We start from the raw sequence: 15,842 nt of genomic DNA, 5'->3' as shown, positions 1-15,842 counted from the left end.
CACGACATGAACTCACTCGGCTCGATGGGCGGCCTTTTCTCGCTGCCCGTCCTGTACGCACTGGGCTGCGGCATCGCCGTCGGCGGCGGCATCGCGGTCCTCGCGATAGCGCTGCGCGGCCTGCCGGTGAAGCCGGAGCACGAGAAGCAGAAGGCCAGCCAGCGGATGAGCGAACTCATCCGGTTCGCGGGCCAGCGCGGCTCGCTCGCCATCGGCGTGGGCCTGGTGGTGCTGCTCCTCACCCGGTGGGCTGTCGCGGGCATCGCCTCCGGCATCCTCGTCTTCTTCTGGGACAAGCTGTTCGGCGGCGCGGCGGAGGAGCGGTCGCAGATGCGCCGCGTCGAGGCCCTCGCCGCCTGGACGGAGTCCCTGCGCGACACCATCGCGGGCGCGGTCGGCCTGGAGCAGGCGATCCCCGCTTCGGCGCGGGCCGCGGCTCCGGTGCTCCGGCCGCACCTGGACGCCCTGGTGGACCGGCTGCGTGCGCGTACGCCGCTGCCCGAGGCCCTGCAGATACTGGCCGACGAGATCGACGACGCGTCGGCCGACATCATCGTGGCGGCGCTGATCCTGAACGCGAAGCTGCGCGGTCCGGGTCTGCGACAGGTCCTCGGCGCACTCGCCAAGTCGGCGCGCGAAGAGGTCGACATGCGCCAGCGCGTGATGTCGCAGCGTGCGTCGACGCGGCGCTCGGTGCAGATCGTGGTCGCGGTGTCGATCGCGTTCGTGCTCGGCCTCTCGATCTTCAACCGAGACTTCGTCTCGCCGTACGGCACGGCGGTCGGCCAGCTCGTGCTCGCCTGCGTCTGCGGCCTGTTCGCGCTCGGCTTCTGGTGGCTGCGCAAGCTCTCGACGGTGGAGACCCCGGACCGCTTCCTGGTCCGGGACGAGCCCGGCGTGCAGTTCGTGCGGCCGCGGGGGGCGGGGACGGGTGCGGTTCCCGGCGCCGCGGACCAGGCGCCCCTGCCGGGGCACGTCGGTCCCTACGGGCAGCCGGGCCAGCCCGGCGCCACCGGCCATGCGAATCCCGAGGGGGTACGTCGATGAGCCTGACGATGCCGATAGTGATCGGCGCCATCATGGGCCTGGGCATCTACGCCCTCGTACGTGCCCTGATGCCCTCGAAGCGCAGTGCGGTCGCCACGGTCGCGCGGATCGACGCCATGCGGGCCAGGGGCGCGGCGTACGAATCGCACCGCGCGTCCGCCGACAGCAAGGACGACTCGGGCCGACTGGGTACGGCCCGGGCCCGGGTGGGTGCGAGGGTCGCCGACTTCTACCTCCAGCAGGGCTGGGAACAGCGCTCGCTGCGGGCCGACCTGGCGGTGCTCGACCGCAGCTGGGAGAAGTTCCTGGCGACGAAGACGCTGCTCGCGGCCGCGGGTGTCTTCTTCGGACCTTTCCTCTTCGCGGTCATCTGGACGCTGGGTGTCGGCGACAGCCCGATCATCCCGGTCTGGCTGGCCCTGATGTTCGGCGCATTGTTCTTCTTCCTGCCCGACCTCGAGGTGCGCCGGGACGCCGCCGAAAAGCGGCGCGACCTGCGCCGCGTCATCGGTGCCTATCTCGACCTGGTGTCCATGAGCCTGGCGGGCGGCCGGGGCCTCCCCGAAGCCCTGATGGCGGCGGCGGAGATCTCGGACGGATGGGCGACGCAACGCATCCGCAACGCGCTGGCCGATGCCCGGATCACCGGCATCAGCCAGTGGCAGGCGCTCGGTGCCCTCGGCGAGGAGCTGGGCATCGAAGAGCTCAAGGACCTGTCGGCCTCGCTCGCGCTCGTGGCGGACGACGGCGCGAAGGTGCGTGAGTCGCTCGCCTCCCGCGCGGAGACGATGCGGCACCGCGAAATGGCAGAGATCGAGGGCAGTGCGGGCGAGAAGTCCCAGTCGATGCTCGTCGCCCAGCTGCTCCTCTGCGCGGGCTTCCTGGTCTTCCTCATCTTCCCGGCGGCGATGCGCGTGTTCCAGGTCTAGCGATCTTTACGGCGAAGGACGGGCCGGCCGACGGGGACGGTCCGACAGTCTCCCCCCACTCCTGAGAGGACAACTCACCATGAACGGACGGAACTTCAGTACCGGCATCCCGGCTGTCGACTTCCTGGTCACCTTCCTGCGGGGCCGCGTCGAGCGCGCCCGCTCCGGCGAGCTCGACCGCGGTGCGTCCGCGGTCGAGTGGGTCATCATCTCGGCGGTCGTCGTGGCGATCGTCGGCGTGGTGGCCGCGATCATCAACACCGCGCTCAAGGGCGGGGCCGACAAGGTCGGGGACTGCATCGAGGGCGCGGACGCCGGCAAGACCTGCTGATCGACCTGCTGATCGATCGGCCGACGGGGAGCGAGGGCGGGGACGAGTGCGCGGGTGCGTGAAGCGATGGGTACGCCGCAGGGTGGAGGCAGCCTCCACCCGCGGTGAATCCGGCATGACCGCGATCGAGTTCGTGCTGCTCACTCCGGTGCTCTTCTTCATGATCTTCGCGACGGTGCAGTTCGCGCTGTACTTCTTCGCGGATCACGTCGCCCAGGCCGCGGCCCAGGCGGGCGCGCGCAAGGCCCGCGCGACGGCGGACGAGAACCCGGGAGGCTGGCGCGGCGACGCGCGCGACGTGGTCGACGCCTACATCCAGCAACTGGGCCCGCAGTTGGTGATCAGCCCCGACGTGAAGACGATGGAACCGAAGGCGAACACGGTCGGGGTGGAGATCACCGCGAGCGTCCCGTCGGTCTTCCCCGGCCTCGACCTGACGGTGCACGCGCAGTCGGCGGGGCCGGTGGAGCGGTTCGTGGAGGAGGGGGAGGGCGGCTGATGAGGAACGTATGGGCACGTGCCCTTCGTCGCCGACGCGACGCGCTCGTCCATGGGACGGACAGGGGCTTCGGGACGGACCGGGGCTTCGGGACGGACCGGGGCCTCTCCACGATCGAGGTGGTCATCCTCGCGCCGGTGATGATCCTCTTCATCCTGGTCCTGGTGGCCTTCGGCCAGCTCGTCGACGGCCGGGGGGCCATCGACGGAGCGGCGCGGGATGCGGCGCGCGCCGGATCGATCCAGAAGGATGTGGGCACCGCGATGGCGGAGGCGAAGGCGGCCGCGGAGGCGGACCTCGCGGACATCTGCTCTGGCCCGATCAGCGTCAACAAGACCAGCGACGGCTTCCAGGCCGATGTCGACCCCTTCTTCACGGTGGAAGTGAGCTGCAAGGTGCGGGGCTTGGACATGATCGGCCTCGACGTGCCGACGACGCTGACGGCCAGCTTCAGCTCCTCGCTCGACCCGTACCGGAGGTCGGTGTGAGTACCCCCCCTCGCTTGAGTGCGTGGGTCGCCTCCCGCCGGGAACGCCTCGACGACCGTGGCTCGGGCGCGGGCGCCGTCATCATCTTCGCGATCGTCTTCCTCTCGCTCTCGGCCTTCGTCATCGACGGCGGCCTGTCCATCTCCAAGCGAGAGAGGGCCGCGGACATCGCGGAACAGGCGGCGCGGTACGCGGCGCAGGACGTCGACCGCGAGGGCATCTACGAAGGCGCCAAGGGCGCCCCCATCAACTTCGAGAACTGCGGGGCCCGAGCCCAGGCGTACGCCCGCTCGACCGACATGACGGCAGCGGACGTCGCGGCGACCCACTGCGTGACGGCCAACGCGGACCAGGTGGAGGTCGAGGTCCAACTGACGTACAGCCCCGTCTTCACCGGTCTGTTCTACGGCGGTGACGTGACGGTGCGGGGCAGTGCGATCGCGGAGAACGAGGTGGGCTGAGGCAGACGGGGGCCTGGCTGACGTCGGCCACGTCCACCGTCCACCCGGTGTCCACCCTGAGGGTCATCGGACTCATCCGACTTTCACTCCGCCGACCGTCGCTCCTGCGGTGACTTTCACCCGCTGCGCGGGGTTTTACCGCCTGTTCCCCTTCGGGGAGATACGGGAGGTAGGGCTCGGTGCGTGCGTGGGGTTGCCTTGGGTGGGGGCGGTTTTGTTGTTGGCGGTGGGGTGTGGTGGGGGTGCGGATTCCCAGGGCTCCGACAAGATCGCCGGCGTCGGTCAAGGGGCGGAGGAACCGTCCGCTGTGGCGTCCGCCCCGGGCGGCGGGATCAAGCGCCCCAGGATCACGCTTCCCAAGGGTGATCAACTTGTCTTCGAACCGCAGAGGACGGGGGACGCCAGGACGGACGCGGTGCTGCGTGACAACGCCGAGTACTTGCGTGCCGTGGACGAGGCGATCGGCGACCGGAAGCCCACATCCAAGGCGGTGGCCTTCTACAGCACGGGGTCGGCCTACCTGGACTCGGTGGGATGGATCGGCGGTTTCGTCGAGGAAGGCACCACGGTGACGGGGACGGTGCGTTACGTCGGCCGCCGGGTGACGTTCGACGAGGACGGATCAGCCGGACTCACGTACTGCGGGGACGAGTCCAAGGGCTACACCAGGGACCTCAAGACGAAGAAGACCAACGTCACCCCGGTCACCAAGGATTCGTACGTCTTCTACAACGACCGGTTGAGGAAGACCGCCAAGGGCGTCTGGCAGGTCACCAAGAGCGTCTCGACGCGGGGCCACAAGGCGTGCCGCCCATGAGCGGACACCGCACGGCAGCTGTCTCCCTGACCGTCTGCAGTGCGCTCCTGATCGCGCTGCAAGCCGCGCTGCCCGCCCGGGCCGATCGGACCGGCGGTGGGCCCGGCGGGGAGGTGAAAGGCGGGTCGAACGGCAGCGTCATCACGGCGGAGACCCGTGTGCGGACCACGGTTCACGGCGGAGGCACAGGCCACTCGGGCCACGCATCCACGACCGGCTCCCCGTCCCCGGTGGACGTCGCCTGGAAACCCCCGGCCTGCTGGTACGAGCCCGCTTTCTCGCCGAAGGAGATCCAGGGCATCGTCAAGGCGTGGCGGGCCTTCGGGGCGAGTGCTCCGCTCGTCGGGGGCATCGGCCTCGCCATCGGCGAAGCGATCGAGCACCGCTACAAGGACGGCCACCCATACAAGAACTACAACCTCTCCCGGCAGGGCGAGGGAATGTTCTGGGCATCGGTGATCAACCCACACCGCGAGGACGACCCCGAGGCGACGTCCTGCGACCGCCAGCCCTTCTGGGTGGACAAGGGCCGGACCCCGACGGAACCCATGGCGGCCTCACCGGAGATCCTCGCCCAGTACGCGTATGACGAACTCCCCGTCCCCGGCACCGAGATCAGGACAGCCCCCAGGGGCGGCCGGTCCACGGTGAATCTGCCCACCTGGGTCTGGCTGGACAAGGCCAGGTTCAAGAAGATCAGCGTCACCGCGAGCCTGCCCGGCACGGGCCTCGCGGCGACGACGACCGCGGAGCCGGAGTCCTTGCGCATCGAGCCGGGCACGGCCGCCGCCGAAGTCACCCCGGCATCGGGGAACTGCGCCTTCGCCAAGCGAGGAGGCGGCATCGGTGAGCCTTACGCGCGAGGCAAGGCGAGCAAGCTACCGCCGTGCGGTGTCACGTACTTGCGCTCCCCGGGACCGGGCCCGAACGCCACGTACGCACTGCGGGCCACGCTCACGTGGAAGATCCGCTGGTCCAGCACGACGGGCGAGGGCGGCACGCTGCCGTCCGGCTCGTTCGGCACGGCCCAGCGGGTCCGCGTACAGGAGATCCAGTCCGTGAACCGCTGACGGCTGACCGCTGACGGCTGACCGTTGTTGACGTCTGACCGGCGGTCGGCAGGGGTGTGGAGGCGGCGACCTGCTAGTCGCCCTCTCCCTTGCCCTTCCCCTTGCCGCCCTTCTCCTTCACGCCCTCCGAGACGTCCTTCGCCAGCTTGTCGTCCAGCTTCTTGAACTCGCGGACGACGGCGTCGGACATGTCCGCCAGCGCGGTCAGCTGCTGGGTGATGTCCTCGCGGCCGTCTTCCCAGTTGGACTCGAAGTCGTCGAGCGCGTCGTACACGCCGCCGTCACCGATGTCGTCCTTGTAGGACTCGAAGGTCTTCTTCGTCCGGTTCATACGGTCCTTCACGGACCGCAACCGGCTTCCGTAGTCCTCCAGATCGCTGAGCGGAAGCGCGAGGTCGCTCTTCCCTTTGCCTGCCATCCCGTGTCCCCCCTCAGTCTGGCTCCGGAGACGATTATGACCTGTTCCGTGGTTCCTGGGACGGGAGTTCCCTGTCGGCCTCGGGCCAGTCCTCGCCGGTCGAAGTCGCCGTCAGGCGCTCCTCGTCGCGTTTCACGCTCACGTCCATGCCGCTTGCCGCGGGCTCGGCGAAGGCGGTGGGTGGGGCCGTGTCGAGGACGAAGGCGAAGTGCAGGGTGTGGGGCGGCGGGTCGCCGTTGGGTGCTCCGTCGGCGTCGAGCTGGAGGTTGGCCTGCCACGCCGCCTGGCAGAGGACCGAGACGAACAGGCCCAGGAAGTCTGCCCCCAGGAGGTCGTCGGCGTGGTCGATCAGGACCGCGACGTCCTTTGTCTCGCCCCCGTGGCCGTGCCAGTCGTGGAGGCAGTCCACGAGCGCGTCCCAGTTGTGGCCGAAGTAGGCCGGGAAGGAGAGTTCCCGGGCAAAGGCGGCGAACAAGGCCGGCGGGTCGCTCAGCTCTCTGCCGTCCAAGTGGATCACTCGGCCGCCCAGCTTCTGCAGCTCGGCGGTCTCCGTGCTCAGCCATGGGTCGTCGTGACGTGCGAAGACGACCCATGGTGAGCGTCGCCGGGTGAGGGTGGCGCCGGTGTCCATGGTGGGGAGCTCCTGGACGGTCAGCGGTTGATCGACTGGATCTCCTGGACGTCCATGTCCTGGGTCGTTTCGAAGGTGCCCTCCGGCAGCATGTGCTTGCCGTCGTCGTCGGAGCCCTCCCAGCTGATCTCCCAGGTGATCGACGCCTTCAGTTGGTACGGCTTTCCGTCCGTGGCGCGGAGGTAACTGATGCCGCACGGGGGGTCCTGCTTCGACTTGCCCTTGGTGTAGGGCGTGCCGATGCTGCCGTCTTCGTTGATCTTGCATTCGCCCGATGCGGGGAAGGTTTCCGCGTCGGCCGTGCCGGGTTCGAGATGAAGGCTCTTCGGCTTCGCCGTGGTCTCCGCCCAGAGATTGGTGTGCGGGAGGTCCGCGCGCACCTTGACGTCCTTAAACGTGCCCTTGTCCAGCCAGACCCAAGTGGGCAGATTCACCGTCGACTTGGCCTCGGGCTTCAGCTCGACCTCGGTGTCGGGGACCTTCACTTTGTCGTAGGCATACTCGGCGAGCATCTCCGGCGTCGGGGCGTTCGGGATGTCGGGAACCGTTCCCGCGTCCTGCCAGAACATGATGCGGCCACAGTCCCAGGAATCCGGGTGGGAGTCGTCCGGTGCGACACCGCGCCAGAAGTAGCCGTCCTTGCCGATGTTGTAGTTCTTGTAACCCTCGGCGTAACTGTTCTCGTCGTCGAAGTTGTCGTTGGCCTCGCCCTTGTCGTAGTGATCAATGAAGATCGCGTCCGACCAGAACTCGTGGATGCCGGCGTCGTCGACTTCTCCGGCCTCCGCGGCCTTCTTGAGCTGCTCCGGCGTGTAGGCGGGCTCGTACCAGCAGACCGGAGGCTCCCAATTGGGGTCGATCGGCGCCAGGTTCCCCTTCTTGCCGCCTCCACCCCCACCGCTCTTGTACGAGATCTTGATCGAGGAGTGCGTCACACCGGCCCCGAGGTTGCCTTTGTCGTCCACGCTGCCGCCCTCGTGACCCGGCCCGCCCAGCGCGAACGCGGGCGAGGGGACGAGAGCGGAGACGATCGCCAAGGGGGCGATCACCCGTACGACGGCGGTGCCTATGGTGCTGTGAATGGTGCGCATGATCAGCATCCCCCTGGGTCGGTCTCCACCGAGGTGGTCTTCCAGACGCCGTTGTCGCCCTTCTCCAGGGCGGTGCGGTACTGGACCTTGGGGGACTCGCCCTCGGGGGTCCCCTCCTTCTTGCCGGTCTTGAGGTCCTTGCTGTAGCCCTTGCTCTCGTCCACGCAGTAGAAGAGCGTCGCCCGGCCCTTCTCGCGGATCTCTGCCTGGGGGCTGTACGCCTTGACCTCGCCGGTGATCGTCAGGCCCTTGTATCCCTTGACCCACTGCTCGCCGGTGGCGAGGGCGGACCGGGCGCTGTAGAAGGCCAAGTAGTCGGCCTTCGGGTCGGCCTCACCGATCGCGGCATACGTCCCACGGAGCCGCTCCTTGCCGTCGTCCAGGATCGACTGGACCTTCGGGTCGCTGTCCGTCCAGCCCGCGAAGTCAGCCTTGAAGGACTTCGGCAGTGTGATCTTGGGACGGTTGACGTCCGACGATTCCGAGGCGGTGGCGGACGGCTTTCCCGGCCCCTTCCCCGCCCCCTCGATCTCGTCCGACGAGCCCTCGCTCCCGCCACTCCCGCAGGCAGTCAGCAGCAAGGTCGTGGTCGCTGCCAGGGCGGCGAGGGCGGGCATAGAGCGACGGGCCACGATTGCAGTCCCCCAGGGGTCGGCTGAGTCGACGGAGTTCGACAGGTGTGCAGGAGAAAATGGAGCCGGATGAAGCTATCAGGCGTGGGTTACCAGTACTGGTGGGACTTGTGAAGGCTCTCGCGTTCCGTGCGATGACGGAAGCGAAGGAAAGCGAAGGGTCCTCAAGTGCTACGCGGGCGCAGCGAACCCGTGCCGGAACTGTGACGCCCGGGGGTGAGGGGCCGGTGCCGCCTGCCCTGGCGTGGGGCGGCGGGAGCCGGCCGGGAGTTGGGCTTTCCGTGCAACTCGGGTGTAAACGGGCGGCCCTGTGGACCTCGGGGCGCCTGCGAGACCCGTAGCCCCTGTATGACCTCCGGCCCCTTCCGTACCATCGCCTCAGTACGCTCAGCGCACAGACGTACCGCTGATCCCAGACCTTCACCCGCTCCCTCTCAGAGGACAACAGGAAACCCGCCATGGCGCGCACCACTTCAAGTTCGACAGGCGGCCCGTCGGCTCCACGGAATCGGACGCCGCAGCCGCTGCCCCGGCGTCGTCGTACGTTCGGGGACTTCGTCAAGGCGTTCCTCGCCTTCGTCGCGTTGGCCGCGCTCGTCTTCGGCGTGCCGGGTGCCCTCGCGATCGCCGTGGGGTGGCCGCTTCCCGGCGGTGCGCCCTCGCTGGACTGGTTGCAGCAGGAGATCACGGTCGGGACGTTCGTCAACGTACTGACCGTCGTCGTCTGGCTCGCCTGGGCCCAGTTCACCGCCTGCGTACTGGTGGAGGTCAAGGCCGCGCTCTCCGGAGTCGGGATGCCGGGTCGCGTGCCCGGCGCCGGCGGCAGTCAGCTGCTCGCGCGTCAGCTCGTCGCCGCGCTGCTTCTTGTGGGCGCCACAGCGGCCAGCTTCGCGCCGGGGCTCTCGCAGTTCGGGCAGTCGCTGGAGGGGAATCAGAAGCCCGCCTCCGCCGCCTCCGCCCAGCAGACCCCCGGCGGTCTCTTCGGGCAGGAGCAGGCCGGGAGCGCCGCCAACGCCGTCGCCGAGCAGGCCGAGCAGGCGGCGGCCCATGCCGATGGCGGCACGAGCGAAGGCACCAAGTACTACCGGATCCAGCCGCCCGAGGGCCGTCACCACGACTCCATGTGGGAGATCGCCGAGCGGCACCTCGGGGACGGGCGGCGGTACAAGGAGATCTACCAGCTCAACAAGGACCGTGAGCAGCCCGACGGGTCCCGGCTGTCCGAGGCCAGCCTCATCCGGCCCGGCTGGATCATGGAGATGCCCGCGGACGCGCACGGCGGCGAGCTCGTCGAGATGCCCGACGAGGCGCCCAAGGTCTCGCAGGACGTGAAGGAGCAGATCTCCGACTACGCCAAGTCCGGGGATCACCAGCAGGGGGGCGGCGCCCAGGAGCAGGGCGGCAGCGGCTCCGGATCCGGATCCGGATCCGGAGCCGGCTCCGGCGACCGCGACACCGCGCACATCACCCTTCCCGAGCAGCGGCCCTCGGAGAGCGGCAAGGGCAAGCAGGAAGCCCCCGTCGCCAGCAGCGGCAGCGAGTCCGAAGGGTTCTCCTTCGGGCTGCCCGAGGCCCTCATCGGCGCGCCCCTCCTCGCCGCCGGACTGCTCGGCGCCCTCGGACGCCGTCGCCGTCACGCGCTGTGGCAGTCGGCCATGGGTGCCGTCGGCGGGCGGCGCGGCATGGAGCCGCCGACCCCGACCGGGGGCGCGGCCGATGTGCAGGACGCGCTGCTCGTGGGCGCCGACCCCGAGGGCGTACGGCTTCTCGATCTGTCGCTGAGGGGGCTCGCCGCGTCCCTCGCGGAGGAATCGCGTGCCCTGCCCACCGTCTATGCCGCCTGGCTCAGCAACGGCGACCTGCACCTCCAGCTCGCCCAGCCCGCCGGACGTCCGCCCGCCCCCTGGCAGTTGGGGCAGGACCAGACGTTCTGGATGCTGGCGCGCACCGACGCCGAGCGGTACGAGGACATGGACACCGCCGCTCCCTACCCGGGGCTCGTCAGCCTCGGCACGCTCGACGACTCGCGGCTGCTGCTCAACCTCGAGGCCGTGCCCGGTGTCGTCTCGCTGAGCGGGCGCGAGGCCGACCGTGCCGCCGTCTTCGCCTCCGTGGCCGCCGAACTCGCCACCAACGGCTGGTCCGACCGCATGACCATCACCCTCGTCGGCTTCGGGCAGGACCTGACGCCGCTCGCGCCCAACCGCCTGCGCCACCTCGACGACATCGAGGCGCTCATCGAGACGATGGAGGCCGAGACGCGGCAGCGGCGCGGTGCGCTGGGTGCCGCCGGTCACGACTCGGTCCTCACCGGGCGTACGGGGCCCGCCCAGCACACCCGCTGGGCGCCGCATCTGGTGCTGCTCGCCGCGGAGCCCGCGGGGGACGACGCGGTGAAGCTCGCCGAACTGGCCGCCGACGCAAGCCGGTTGGGCATCGGTTACCTCGTCGGCACCGAATCCGGTGACCTGCCGGGCGCCGCGTGGGAGATGGAGATCACCCCCGAGGGCAAGCTCCTCGCCCCGCTGCTCGGCCTCGAACTGGAGGCGCAGGCGCTGCCCGAGGCCCAGCAGCGTGCCGTCGTGGAACTCTTCGTCGACGCCGATCCCGGCGAGGACGGCACTTCAGGTTCCGGCTCCGGTCGTACGGCCGCCACCCCGCCGTTCCTCGTCGACGTCACCGAGCAGGGCCGGCCCGCGGTCTACGCGCGCCTCGTCGGCACGTACGAGATCATCGGTCTCGACACGCCGGACGGCGAGCGCAGCCCGCTGATGCACGAGGCGCTCGCGCTGCTCCTGCTGCACCGTGAGGGCGTGCACCCGCGGGTGCTCTCCTCCGCGCTGTGGCCGCGCGGCGCCACCGAGGACGTACGGGACGCGCTCATCGAGCGGCTGCGGGAGTGGCTCGGCACCGAGCCGGACGGGACGCCGCGGCTGAAGGCGGACCGGAGCGGGCGGCTCACGCTCGCCAAGTCCGTCGTATCTGATCTGGATGTGCTGCGGTCGCTCTACCACGAGGCGACCCAGGGGCGCGGGGCCAACAGCCGTGCCGTGCGCGGGCGGATGCTCACCGACGCGCTGGTGCTGGTCCGCGGGCCGCTGCTCTCGGACCGGCCGCAGGGGCGGTACGGGTGGCTCACGCACGAGATCATCGACGCGCAGCTGCCGCTCCTCGTGGCCGACATCGGGCTCGCCCTCTCCGAGTTCCACCTGGAGAAGGGGCGCGCGGAGAAGGCCATCGAGGCGCTGAACGCCTCGCTGAACTCCGCGCCCGGCGACGAGCGGCTCTGGAACGAGCTGCTGCGGGCCACCCACGCGGTGGGCGACCCCGCGCGGCTTCAGGCCGTCGCCGCCGATCTCGTCGCCCGGAGCGGCGCGCGGGGCGTGCCGCCGCGGACCGAGGCCCTGCTGGACGAACTGCTGCCGGCCTGGCGCAGCGGCCTCACCGCGGTCAGCTGACAGGGGAGACGGCCCTCTTGTTGCTGATCATCGTTCTCGGCGGCGCCCTCTGGGGCGCCGCCGCCGGACTGTTCGTGCCCCGCGCCGCCTACCGGCTGTCCGTGGCGCCCGACGAGGCCTGGCGTGCCGAGTGCCCCGACGGGCATCCCCTCGGCGGCTGGGTCGGCCTCGCGCGGTGCGGGCACGACGGGACCCGCTACGGGCCCCGGGCCACGGTCCTCGCCCTCTCCACCGCCCTCGCCTGTGCCGCCCTCGCCGCCGCCACGGGCGCGCGGCCCGAGCTCGGGGTCTGGCTGCTGCTCGCGCCCTTCGGGGTGCTGCTGGCCGTCGTGGACTTCGGGGTGCACCGGCTGCCCGACGTGCTGACCCTGCCGCTCGCCGTGGCCGCCCTTGTGCTCCTCGGGGGCGCCGCGCTGCTGCCCGAGCCCGCCGGGTCCTGGGTGCATGCGCTGTACGGGGCGCTCGCGCTCGGCGGCGCGTACTTCGTGCTCTTCCTCATCAGCCCTAACGGCATGGGCTTCGGCGACGTGAAGCTGGCGCTGAGCCTGGGGGCCGTCCTCGGCTGGTACGGGTGGGGTGTGGTGCTGCTCGGCGCCTTCGCCGGGTTCCTGCTGGCCGCGCTGTACGGGGGGTGGCTCGTCGTCGTCCGCCGCGCCGGGCGCAGGACGGCGATCCCGTTCGGGCCGTTCTTGATCGGCGGGGCGTTCCTGGGGCTGCTCGCCGGGGCGTACGCCGCCTGACGTCGGACGGCCGAATGCCCTGGCGTACGCTGATTCAGTCCGTCCAGAACCCTTACGAACCTTACGAAAGGGACGCCCCGGTGACCGAGAAGGCCGACCTTCAGTCCGTCCTCGACCGTGCCGCCGAAGGCGGGCGGATCAGCGCCGAAGAGGCGCTCGACCTCTACCGCGATGCCCCGCTGCACGCGCTCGGCGCCGCCGCCGACGCGATCCGCCGCCGCCGGTACGCCGGGACCGAGCACATCGCGACGTACATCATCGAGCGGAACATCAACTACACGAACGTCTGCGTGACGGCGTGCAAGTTCTGCGCCTTCTACGCGGCCCCGAAGGACACCAAGAAGGGCTGGACGCGCGACCTCGACGACATCCTGCGGCGCTGCGCCGAGACCGTCGAGCTCGGCGGCACGCAGGTCATGTTCCAGGGCGGGCACCACCCGGACTTCGGCGTCGAGTACTACGAAGAGCACTTCTCGGCGATCAAGAAGAACTTCCCGCAGCTGGTCATCCACTCCCTCGGCGCCTCCGAGGTCGAGCACATGGCCCGCATCTCGAAGGTCTCCGCCGAGGAGGCGATCCAGCGCATCCACGCCGCCGGGCTCGACTCCTTCGCCGGTGCCGGCGCCGAGCTGCTCCCGGCCCGCCCGCGCAAGGCCATCGCCCCGCTCAAGGAGAGCGGCGAGCGCTGGCTGGAGATCATGGAGATCGCCCACAACCTCGGCGTCGAGTCGACGTCCACGATGCTCATGGGCACCGGCGAGACCAACGCCGAGCGCATCGAGCACCTGCGGATGATCCGCGACACGCAGGACAAGACCGGCGGCTTCCGCGCCTTCATCCCGTACACGTACCAGCCCGAGAACAACCACCTCAAGGGCCGCACGCAGGCCAGCATCTTCGAGTACATCCGCATGATCGCGATCTCGCGGATCTTCCTCGACAACGTGGCCCACATCCAGGGCTCCTGGCTGACCACCGGCAAGGAGGCAGGGCAGCTCACCCTGCACTACGGCGCCGACGACCTCGGCTCGGTGATGCTGGAGGAGAACGTCGTCTCCTCCGCCGGCGCCAAGCACCGCAACAACCTGCGCGACATGATCGACATGATCCGCACCGCGGACCGCGTCCCGGCCCAGCGCGCCACGACGTACGAGCACCTCGTCGTGCACGACGACCCGGCGAACGACCCGACGGACGACCGCGTCGCCTCGCACATCTCGTCCACGGCGATCGAGGGCGGCACGGCACACCCCGAGCTGAAGCTCCTCGCCAGCAACTGAGGCCGCCGTGCGCACACTTCACGTGGCCGAGGGGACACCGGAGGCGGCGGTCCTGGTCGACGGGGCGAGCGTTGCCGCCGTCGGCCCCTACGAGGAGCTGGCCGCCGCGCATCCGGACGCCCGCGTCCGGCGCTGGCCCGGCATCCTCACGCCGGGCCTGCTCAACGTGTACGGCCCCGAACTCTTGGAGGCCACCTACCACCCCGACCCGCGCGAGGCCGACCGCTTCGGCACCGAGCCCATCGGCGGGGAGCGCGCGCGGGCCGTCTTCCGCACGGACCCGTCCCGTCTCGGCGCCAGCGCGCGCCGGGGCGTGCAGCGGCTCTTCGCGCACGGCACGGTGGCGGTCGCGGGCGAGCTGCGGGCCCGGCCCGTCATCGACACCGTCCGCAGGGCGGGCCTGGCGATCGGCCGCCGCCCGGAGCGGTTGCAGGGCCCGGTGTCCCTGTCCCCGACCCCCCTCGTCCTCCTGCCGCCCTTGACGAAGGGCGGCCCGGCCCGCTTCGCGATCTTCGGCGTGACGGACCGAGCGGAACTGGTGCGACGGGGCGCGGGCACGTGCGTGGCGACGGTGGTGGAGGGCCGCTTGGTGTACCGCGCACGCTGAGACGGACCTGAGGGCAGCCCCGCAGGGGCGCCTCAGGGGCGCGGGGAACGGCGCGAGCAACCACAGCGGACCCGCACCCGCGAGAAAAGCCCGCCGCAGGCGAAATGAGCCCGCCGCAGGCGAAGCGGCCCACCGCCAGGGCAGAGGACCGGCCTGACACAATAGGCCGGGTGACCCGAGCAACCCTGGAAAAGCAGCCGCACGAAGTCGCCTCCATGTTCGACGACGTGGCGGAACGCTACGACCTCACCAACGACGTGCTCTCCCTCGGCCAGGCCCGCCTGTGGCGCAAGGAGGTCGCGAAGGCGGTCGACGCGCGCCCCGCCCAGAAGGTGCTCGACCTCGCCGCGGGGACGGCGACGTCGTCCCAGCCGTTCGCCCAGGCGGGCGCGTACGTCGTGCCCTGCGACTTCTCCCTCGGCATGCTGCAGGTCGGCAAGGCACGTCACCCCTGGATGCCGTTCACGGCGGGGGACGCGACGAAGCTGCCGTTCAAGGACGACACGTTCGACGCCGTCACGATCTCCTTCGGCCTGCGCAACGTCAACGAGACGGTCCAGGCGCTGCGGGAGATGTACCGCGTGACGAAGCCGGGCGGCCGGGTCGTCATCTGCGAGTTCTCGCACGCGACGTGGGCGCCGTTCCGCACGGTCTACGAGGAGTACCTGATGCGGGCGCTGCCGCCGGTCGCGCGCGCGGTCTCCTCGAACCCGGACGCGTACGTCTATCTCGCGGAGTCCATCCGCTCCTGGCCCGACCAGCCGACGCTGGCCGCGCTGTTGCAGGAGGCGGGCTGGTCGAAGGTGGCGTGGCGGAATCTGACGGGCGGCGTCGTGGCGCTGCACCGGGGTTTCAAGGCTTAGGGCTCCAGGCACTCCAGGCCCCAGCGCAGTAAACGGAGTTGACGGGAACCAGCCGCCGGGCAAGATGTGTCCGTTGTGATACGACTCCCTGCCGACGCGGCGGTGTCGACGCGAAGCCGCTCTTTCGCGTCGGCCGCCGCGGGACCGTTCGGCACGGGTCGGTCTATTGGTCATCTCCCCAATGACGGAGCGTTCCCATGGCGTCGCATTGCCCTCACTGCGGGGCACCCACCCCTGATGAGGCCCGCTTCTGCATGAAATGCGGGCGCGAGCGTCCGCGTGACACGACGGTGGACGCGGGGCCCGCGGACATGCCCGCGGCGGAGCTCGGGGAACCGACCTCCGCGGACGCGGCGCCGGCGGAACCCAAGGGCGACGAGCCCGCCGGTGAAGCGGCGACGCCCGAAAGCGCGTCCGAAAGTGTGTCCGAAAGCGCGTCCGGAAGTAAGCCGGATGGCACGCCCGAAAGTACGTCCGAAG

The 15,842-nt window shown here is 70.3% G+C and carries 17 protein-coding genes and 1 pseudogene; 14 read left to right on the top strand and 4 right to left on the bottom strand.

The features are described from left to right. Positions 1–6: 6 nt before the first annotated feature. The 8 genes from AB0I66_RS38865 to AB0I66_RS38830 all read left to right on the top strand — a co-directional run bounded on the left by AB0I66_RS38865 (position 7) and on the right by AB0I66_RS38830 (position 5,642). A complete protein-coding gene (locus AB0I66_RS38865; RefSeq protein WP_363212779.1) occupies positions 7–1,047 on the top strand; it encodes a type II secretion system F family protein in 1,041 nt (346 codons plus the stop codon). Beyond that, a complete protein-coding gene (locus AB0I66_RS38860) occupies positions 1,044–1,976 on the top strand; it encodes a type II secretion system F family protein (protein ID WP_363212778.1) in 933 nt (310 codons plus the stop codon). The genes AB0I66_RS38865 and AB0I66_RS38860 overlap by 4 nt, the downstream gene beginning before the upstream one ends. A 79-nt stretch (positions 1,977–2,055) precedes the next feature. Then, positions 2,056–2,307 carry a hypothetical protein gene (locus AB0I66_RS38855; RefSeq protein ID WP_363212777.1) on the top strand — a complete coding sequence of 84 codons (252 nt, stop codon included), beginning with the start codon at positions 2,056–2,058 and terminating at the stop codon, positions 2,305–2,307. Positions 2,308–2,353: 46 nt separating this feature from the next. Continuing rightward, on the top strand, positions 2,354–2,806 hold the full coding sequence (locus AB0I66_RS38850) for a TadE family protein (RefSeq protein WP_363212776.1): 453 nt from the start codon (positions 2,354–2,356) through the stop codon (positions 2,804–2,806). Then, positions 2,806–3,294 (top strand): TadE/TadG family type IV pilus assembly protein, encoded by a 489-nt coding sequence (locus AB0I66_RS38845; protein ID WP_363212775.1) that lies wholly within the window; start codon positions 2,806–2,808, stop codon positions 3,292–3,294. Before AB0I66_RS38850 ends, AB0I66_RS38845 begins: the two co-directional genes overlap by 1 nt. 14 nt (positions 3,295–3,308) lie before the next feature. Then, positions 3,309–3,755 (top strand): pilus assembly protein TadG-related protein, encoded by a 447-nt coding sequence (locus AB0I66_RS38840; protein ID WP_363212774.1) that lies wholly within the window; start codon positions 3,309–3,311, stop codon positions 3,753–3,755. 307 nt (positions 3,756–4,062) lie between these two features. After that, on the top strand, positions 4,063–4,572 hold the full coding sequence (locus AB0I66_RS38835; protein WP_363212773.1) for a hypothetical protein: 510 nt from the start codon (positions 4,063–4,065) through the stop codon (positions 4,570–4,572). Continuing rightward, positions 4,569–5,642 carry a hypothetical protein gene (locus AB0I66_RS38830; RefSeq protein WP_363212772.1) on the top strand — a complete coding sequence of 358 codons (1,074 nt, stop codon included), beginning with the start codon at positions 4,569–4,571 and terminating at the stop codon, positions 5,640–5,642. Before AB0I66_RS38835 ends, AB0I66_RS38830 begins: the two co-directional genes overlap by 4 nt. A 73-nt stretch (positions 5,643–5,715) precedes the next feature. On the opposite strand, the gene AB0I66_RS38825 is transcribed toward AB0I66_RS38830, so the two are convergent. The 4 genes from AB0I66_RS38825 to AB0I66_RS38810 are packed head-to-tail and all read right to left on the bottom strand — an operon-like array spanning position 5,716 to position 8,414. After that, a complete protein-coding gene (locus AB0I66_RS38825; RefSeq protein ID WP_363212771.1) occupies positions 5,716–6,060 on the bottom strand; it encodes a hypothetical protein in 345 nt (114 codons plus the stop codon). Positions 6,061–6,094: 34 nt separating this feature from the next. Continuing rightward, on the bottom strand, positions 6,095–6,691 hold the full coding sequence (locus tag AB0I66_RS38820) for a barstar family protein (protein ID WP_363212770.1): 597 nt from the start codon (positions 6,689–6,691) through the stop codon (positions 6,095–6,097). A gap of 20 nt (positions 6,692–6,711) precedes the next feature. Next, entirely contained in the window at positions 6,712–7,782 is a 1,071-nt protein-coding gene (locus tag AB0I66_RS38815; protein ID WP_363212769.1) for a hypothetical protein, read from the bottom strand. A gap of 2 nt (positions 7,783–7,784) precedes the next feature. Then, positions 7,785–8,414: a hypothetical protein gene (locus tag AB0I66_RS38810; protein WP_363212768.1), complete on the bottom strand. Its 630-nt coding sequence runs from the start codon at positions 8,412–8,414 to the stop codon at positions 7,785–7,787. Positions 8,415–8,872: 458 nt separating this feature from the next. Between AB0I66_RS38810 and AB0I66_RS38805 the strand changes: the two genes are divergently transcribed. The 6 genes and pseudogenes from AB0I66_RS38805 to AB0I66_RS38780 form a co-directional block, all read left to right on the top strand. Then, positions 8,873–11,872: a BTAD domain-containing putative transcriptional regulator gene (locus AB0I66_RS38805; protein WP_363212767.1), complete on the top strand. Its 3,000-nt coding sequence runs from the start codon at positions 8,873–8,875 to the stop codon at positions 11,870–11,872. 17 nt (positions 11,873–11,889) lie between these two features. Continuing rightward, complete coding sequence (locus AB0I66_RS38800) at positions 11,890–12,612, top strand: A24 family peptidase (RefSeq protein WP_363212766.1); 723 nt, start codon at positions 11,890–11,892, stop codon at positions 12,610–12,612. 80 nt (positions 12,613–12,692) lie between these two features. Then, complete coding sequence (gene mqnC, locus AB0I66_RS38795; RefSeq protein WP_363212765.1) at positions 12,693–13,892, top strand: cyclic dehypoxanthinyl futalosine synthase; 1,200 nt, start codon at positions 12,693–12,695, stop codon at positions 13,890–13,892. Between the two features lie 7 nt (positions 13,893–13,899). Next, a complete protein-coding gene (locus AB0I66_RS38790; protein ID WP_363212764.1) occupies positions 13,900–14,499 on the top strand; it encodes a hypothetical protein in 600 nt (199 codons plus the stop codon). 170 nt (positions 14,500–14,669) lie between these two features. Next, positions 14,670–15,362 carry a demethylmenaquinone methyltransferase gene (locus tag AB0I66_RS38785; protein ID WP_363212763.1) on the top strand — a complete coding sequence of 231 codons (693 nt, stop codon included), beginning with the start codon at positions 14,670–14,672 and terminating at the stop codon, positions 15,360–15,362. A gap of 197 nt (positions 15,363–15,559) precedes the next feature. Further along, positions 15,560–15,628: pseudogene (locus AB0I66_RS38780) on the top strand (zinc-ribbon domain-containing protein); the annotation flags it as partial. Positions 15,629–15,842 lie beyond the last annotated feature (214 nt).

The organism is Streptomyces sp. NPDC050439 (assembly GCF_040655335.1).
In the GTDB taxonomy this organism is placed as follows: Bacteria; Actinomycetota; Actinomycetes; order Streptomycetales; family Streptomycetaceae; genus Streptomyces.
Note: the sequence above shows the minus strand (reverse complement) of the source record. Positions and strands in the feature narration are given on the sequence as shown.

Bases quoted from the DNA above. Each gene is read 5' to 3' on its own strand.
- AB0I66_RS38865 (WP_363212779.1), top strand. From the start codon at position 7: ATGAACTCACTCGGCTCGATGGGCGGCCTTTTCTCGCTGCCCGTCCTG.
- AB0I66_RS38860 (WP_363212778.1), top strand. From the start codon at position 1,044: ATGAGCCTGACGATGCCGATAGTGATCGGCGCCATCATGGGCCTGGGC.
- AB0I66_RS38855 (WP_363212777.1), top strand. From the start codon at position 2,056: ATGAACGGACGGAACTTCAGTACCGGCATCCCGGCTGTCGACTTCCTG.
- AB0I66_RS38845 (WP_363212775.1), top strand. From the start codon at position 2,806: ATGAGGAACGTATGGGCACGTGCCCTTCGTCGCCGACGCGACGCGCTC.
- AB0I66_RS38830 (WP_363212772.1), top strand. From the start codon at position 4,569: ATGAGCGGACACCGCACGGCAGCTGTCTCCCTGACCGTCTGCAGTGCG.
- AB0I66_RS38825 (WP_363212771.1), bottom strand. From the start codon at position 6,060: ATGGCAGGCAAAGGGAAGAGCGACCTCGCGCTTCCGCTCAGCGATCTG.
- AB0I66_RS38820 (WP_363212770.1), bottom strand. From the start codon at position 6,691: ATGGACACCGGCGCCACCCTCACCCGGCGACGCTCACCATGGGTCGTC.
- AB0I66_RS38815 (WP_363212769.1), bottom strand. From the start codon at position 7,782: ATGCGCACCATTCACAGCACCATAGGCACCGCCGTCGTACGGGTGATC.
- AB0I66_RS38805 (WP_363212767.1), top strand. From the start codon at position 8,873: ATGGCGCGCACCACTTCAAGTTCGACAGGCGGCCCGTCGGCTCCACGG.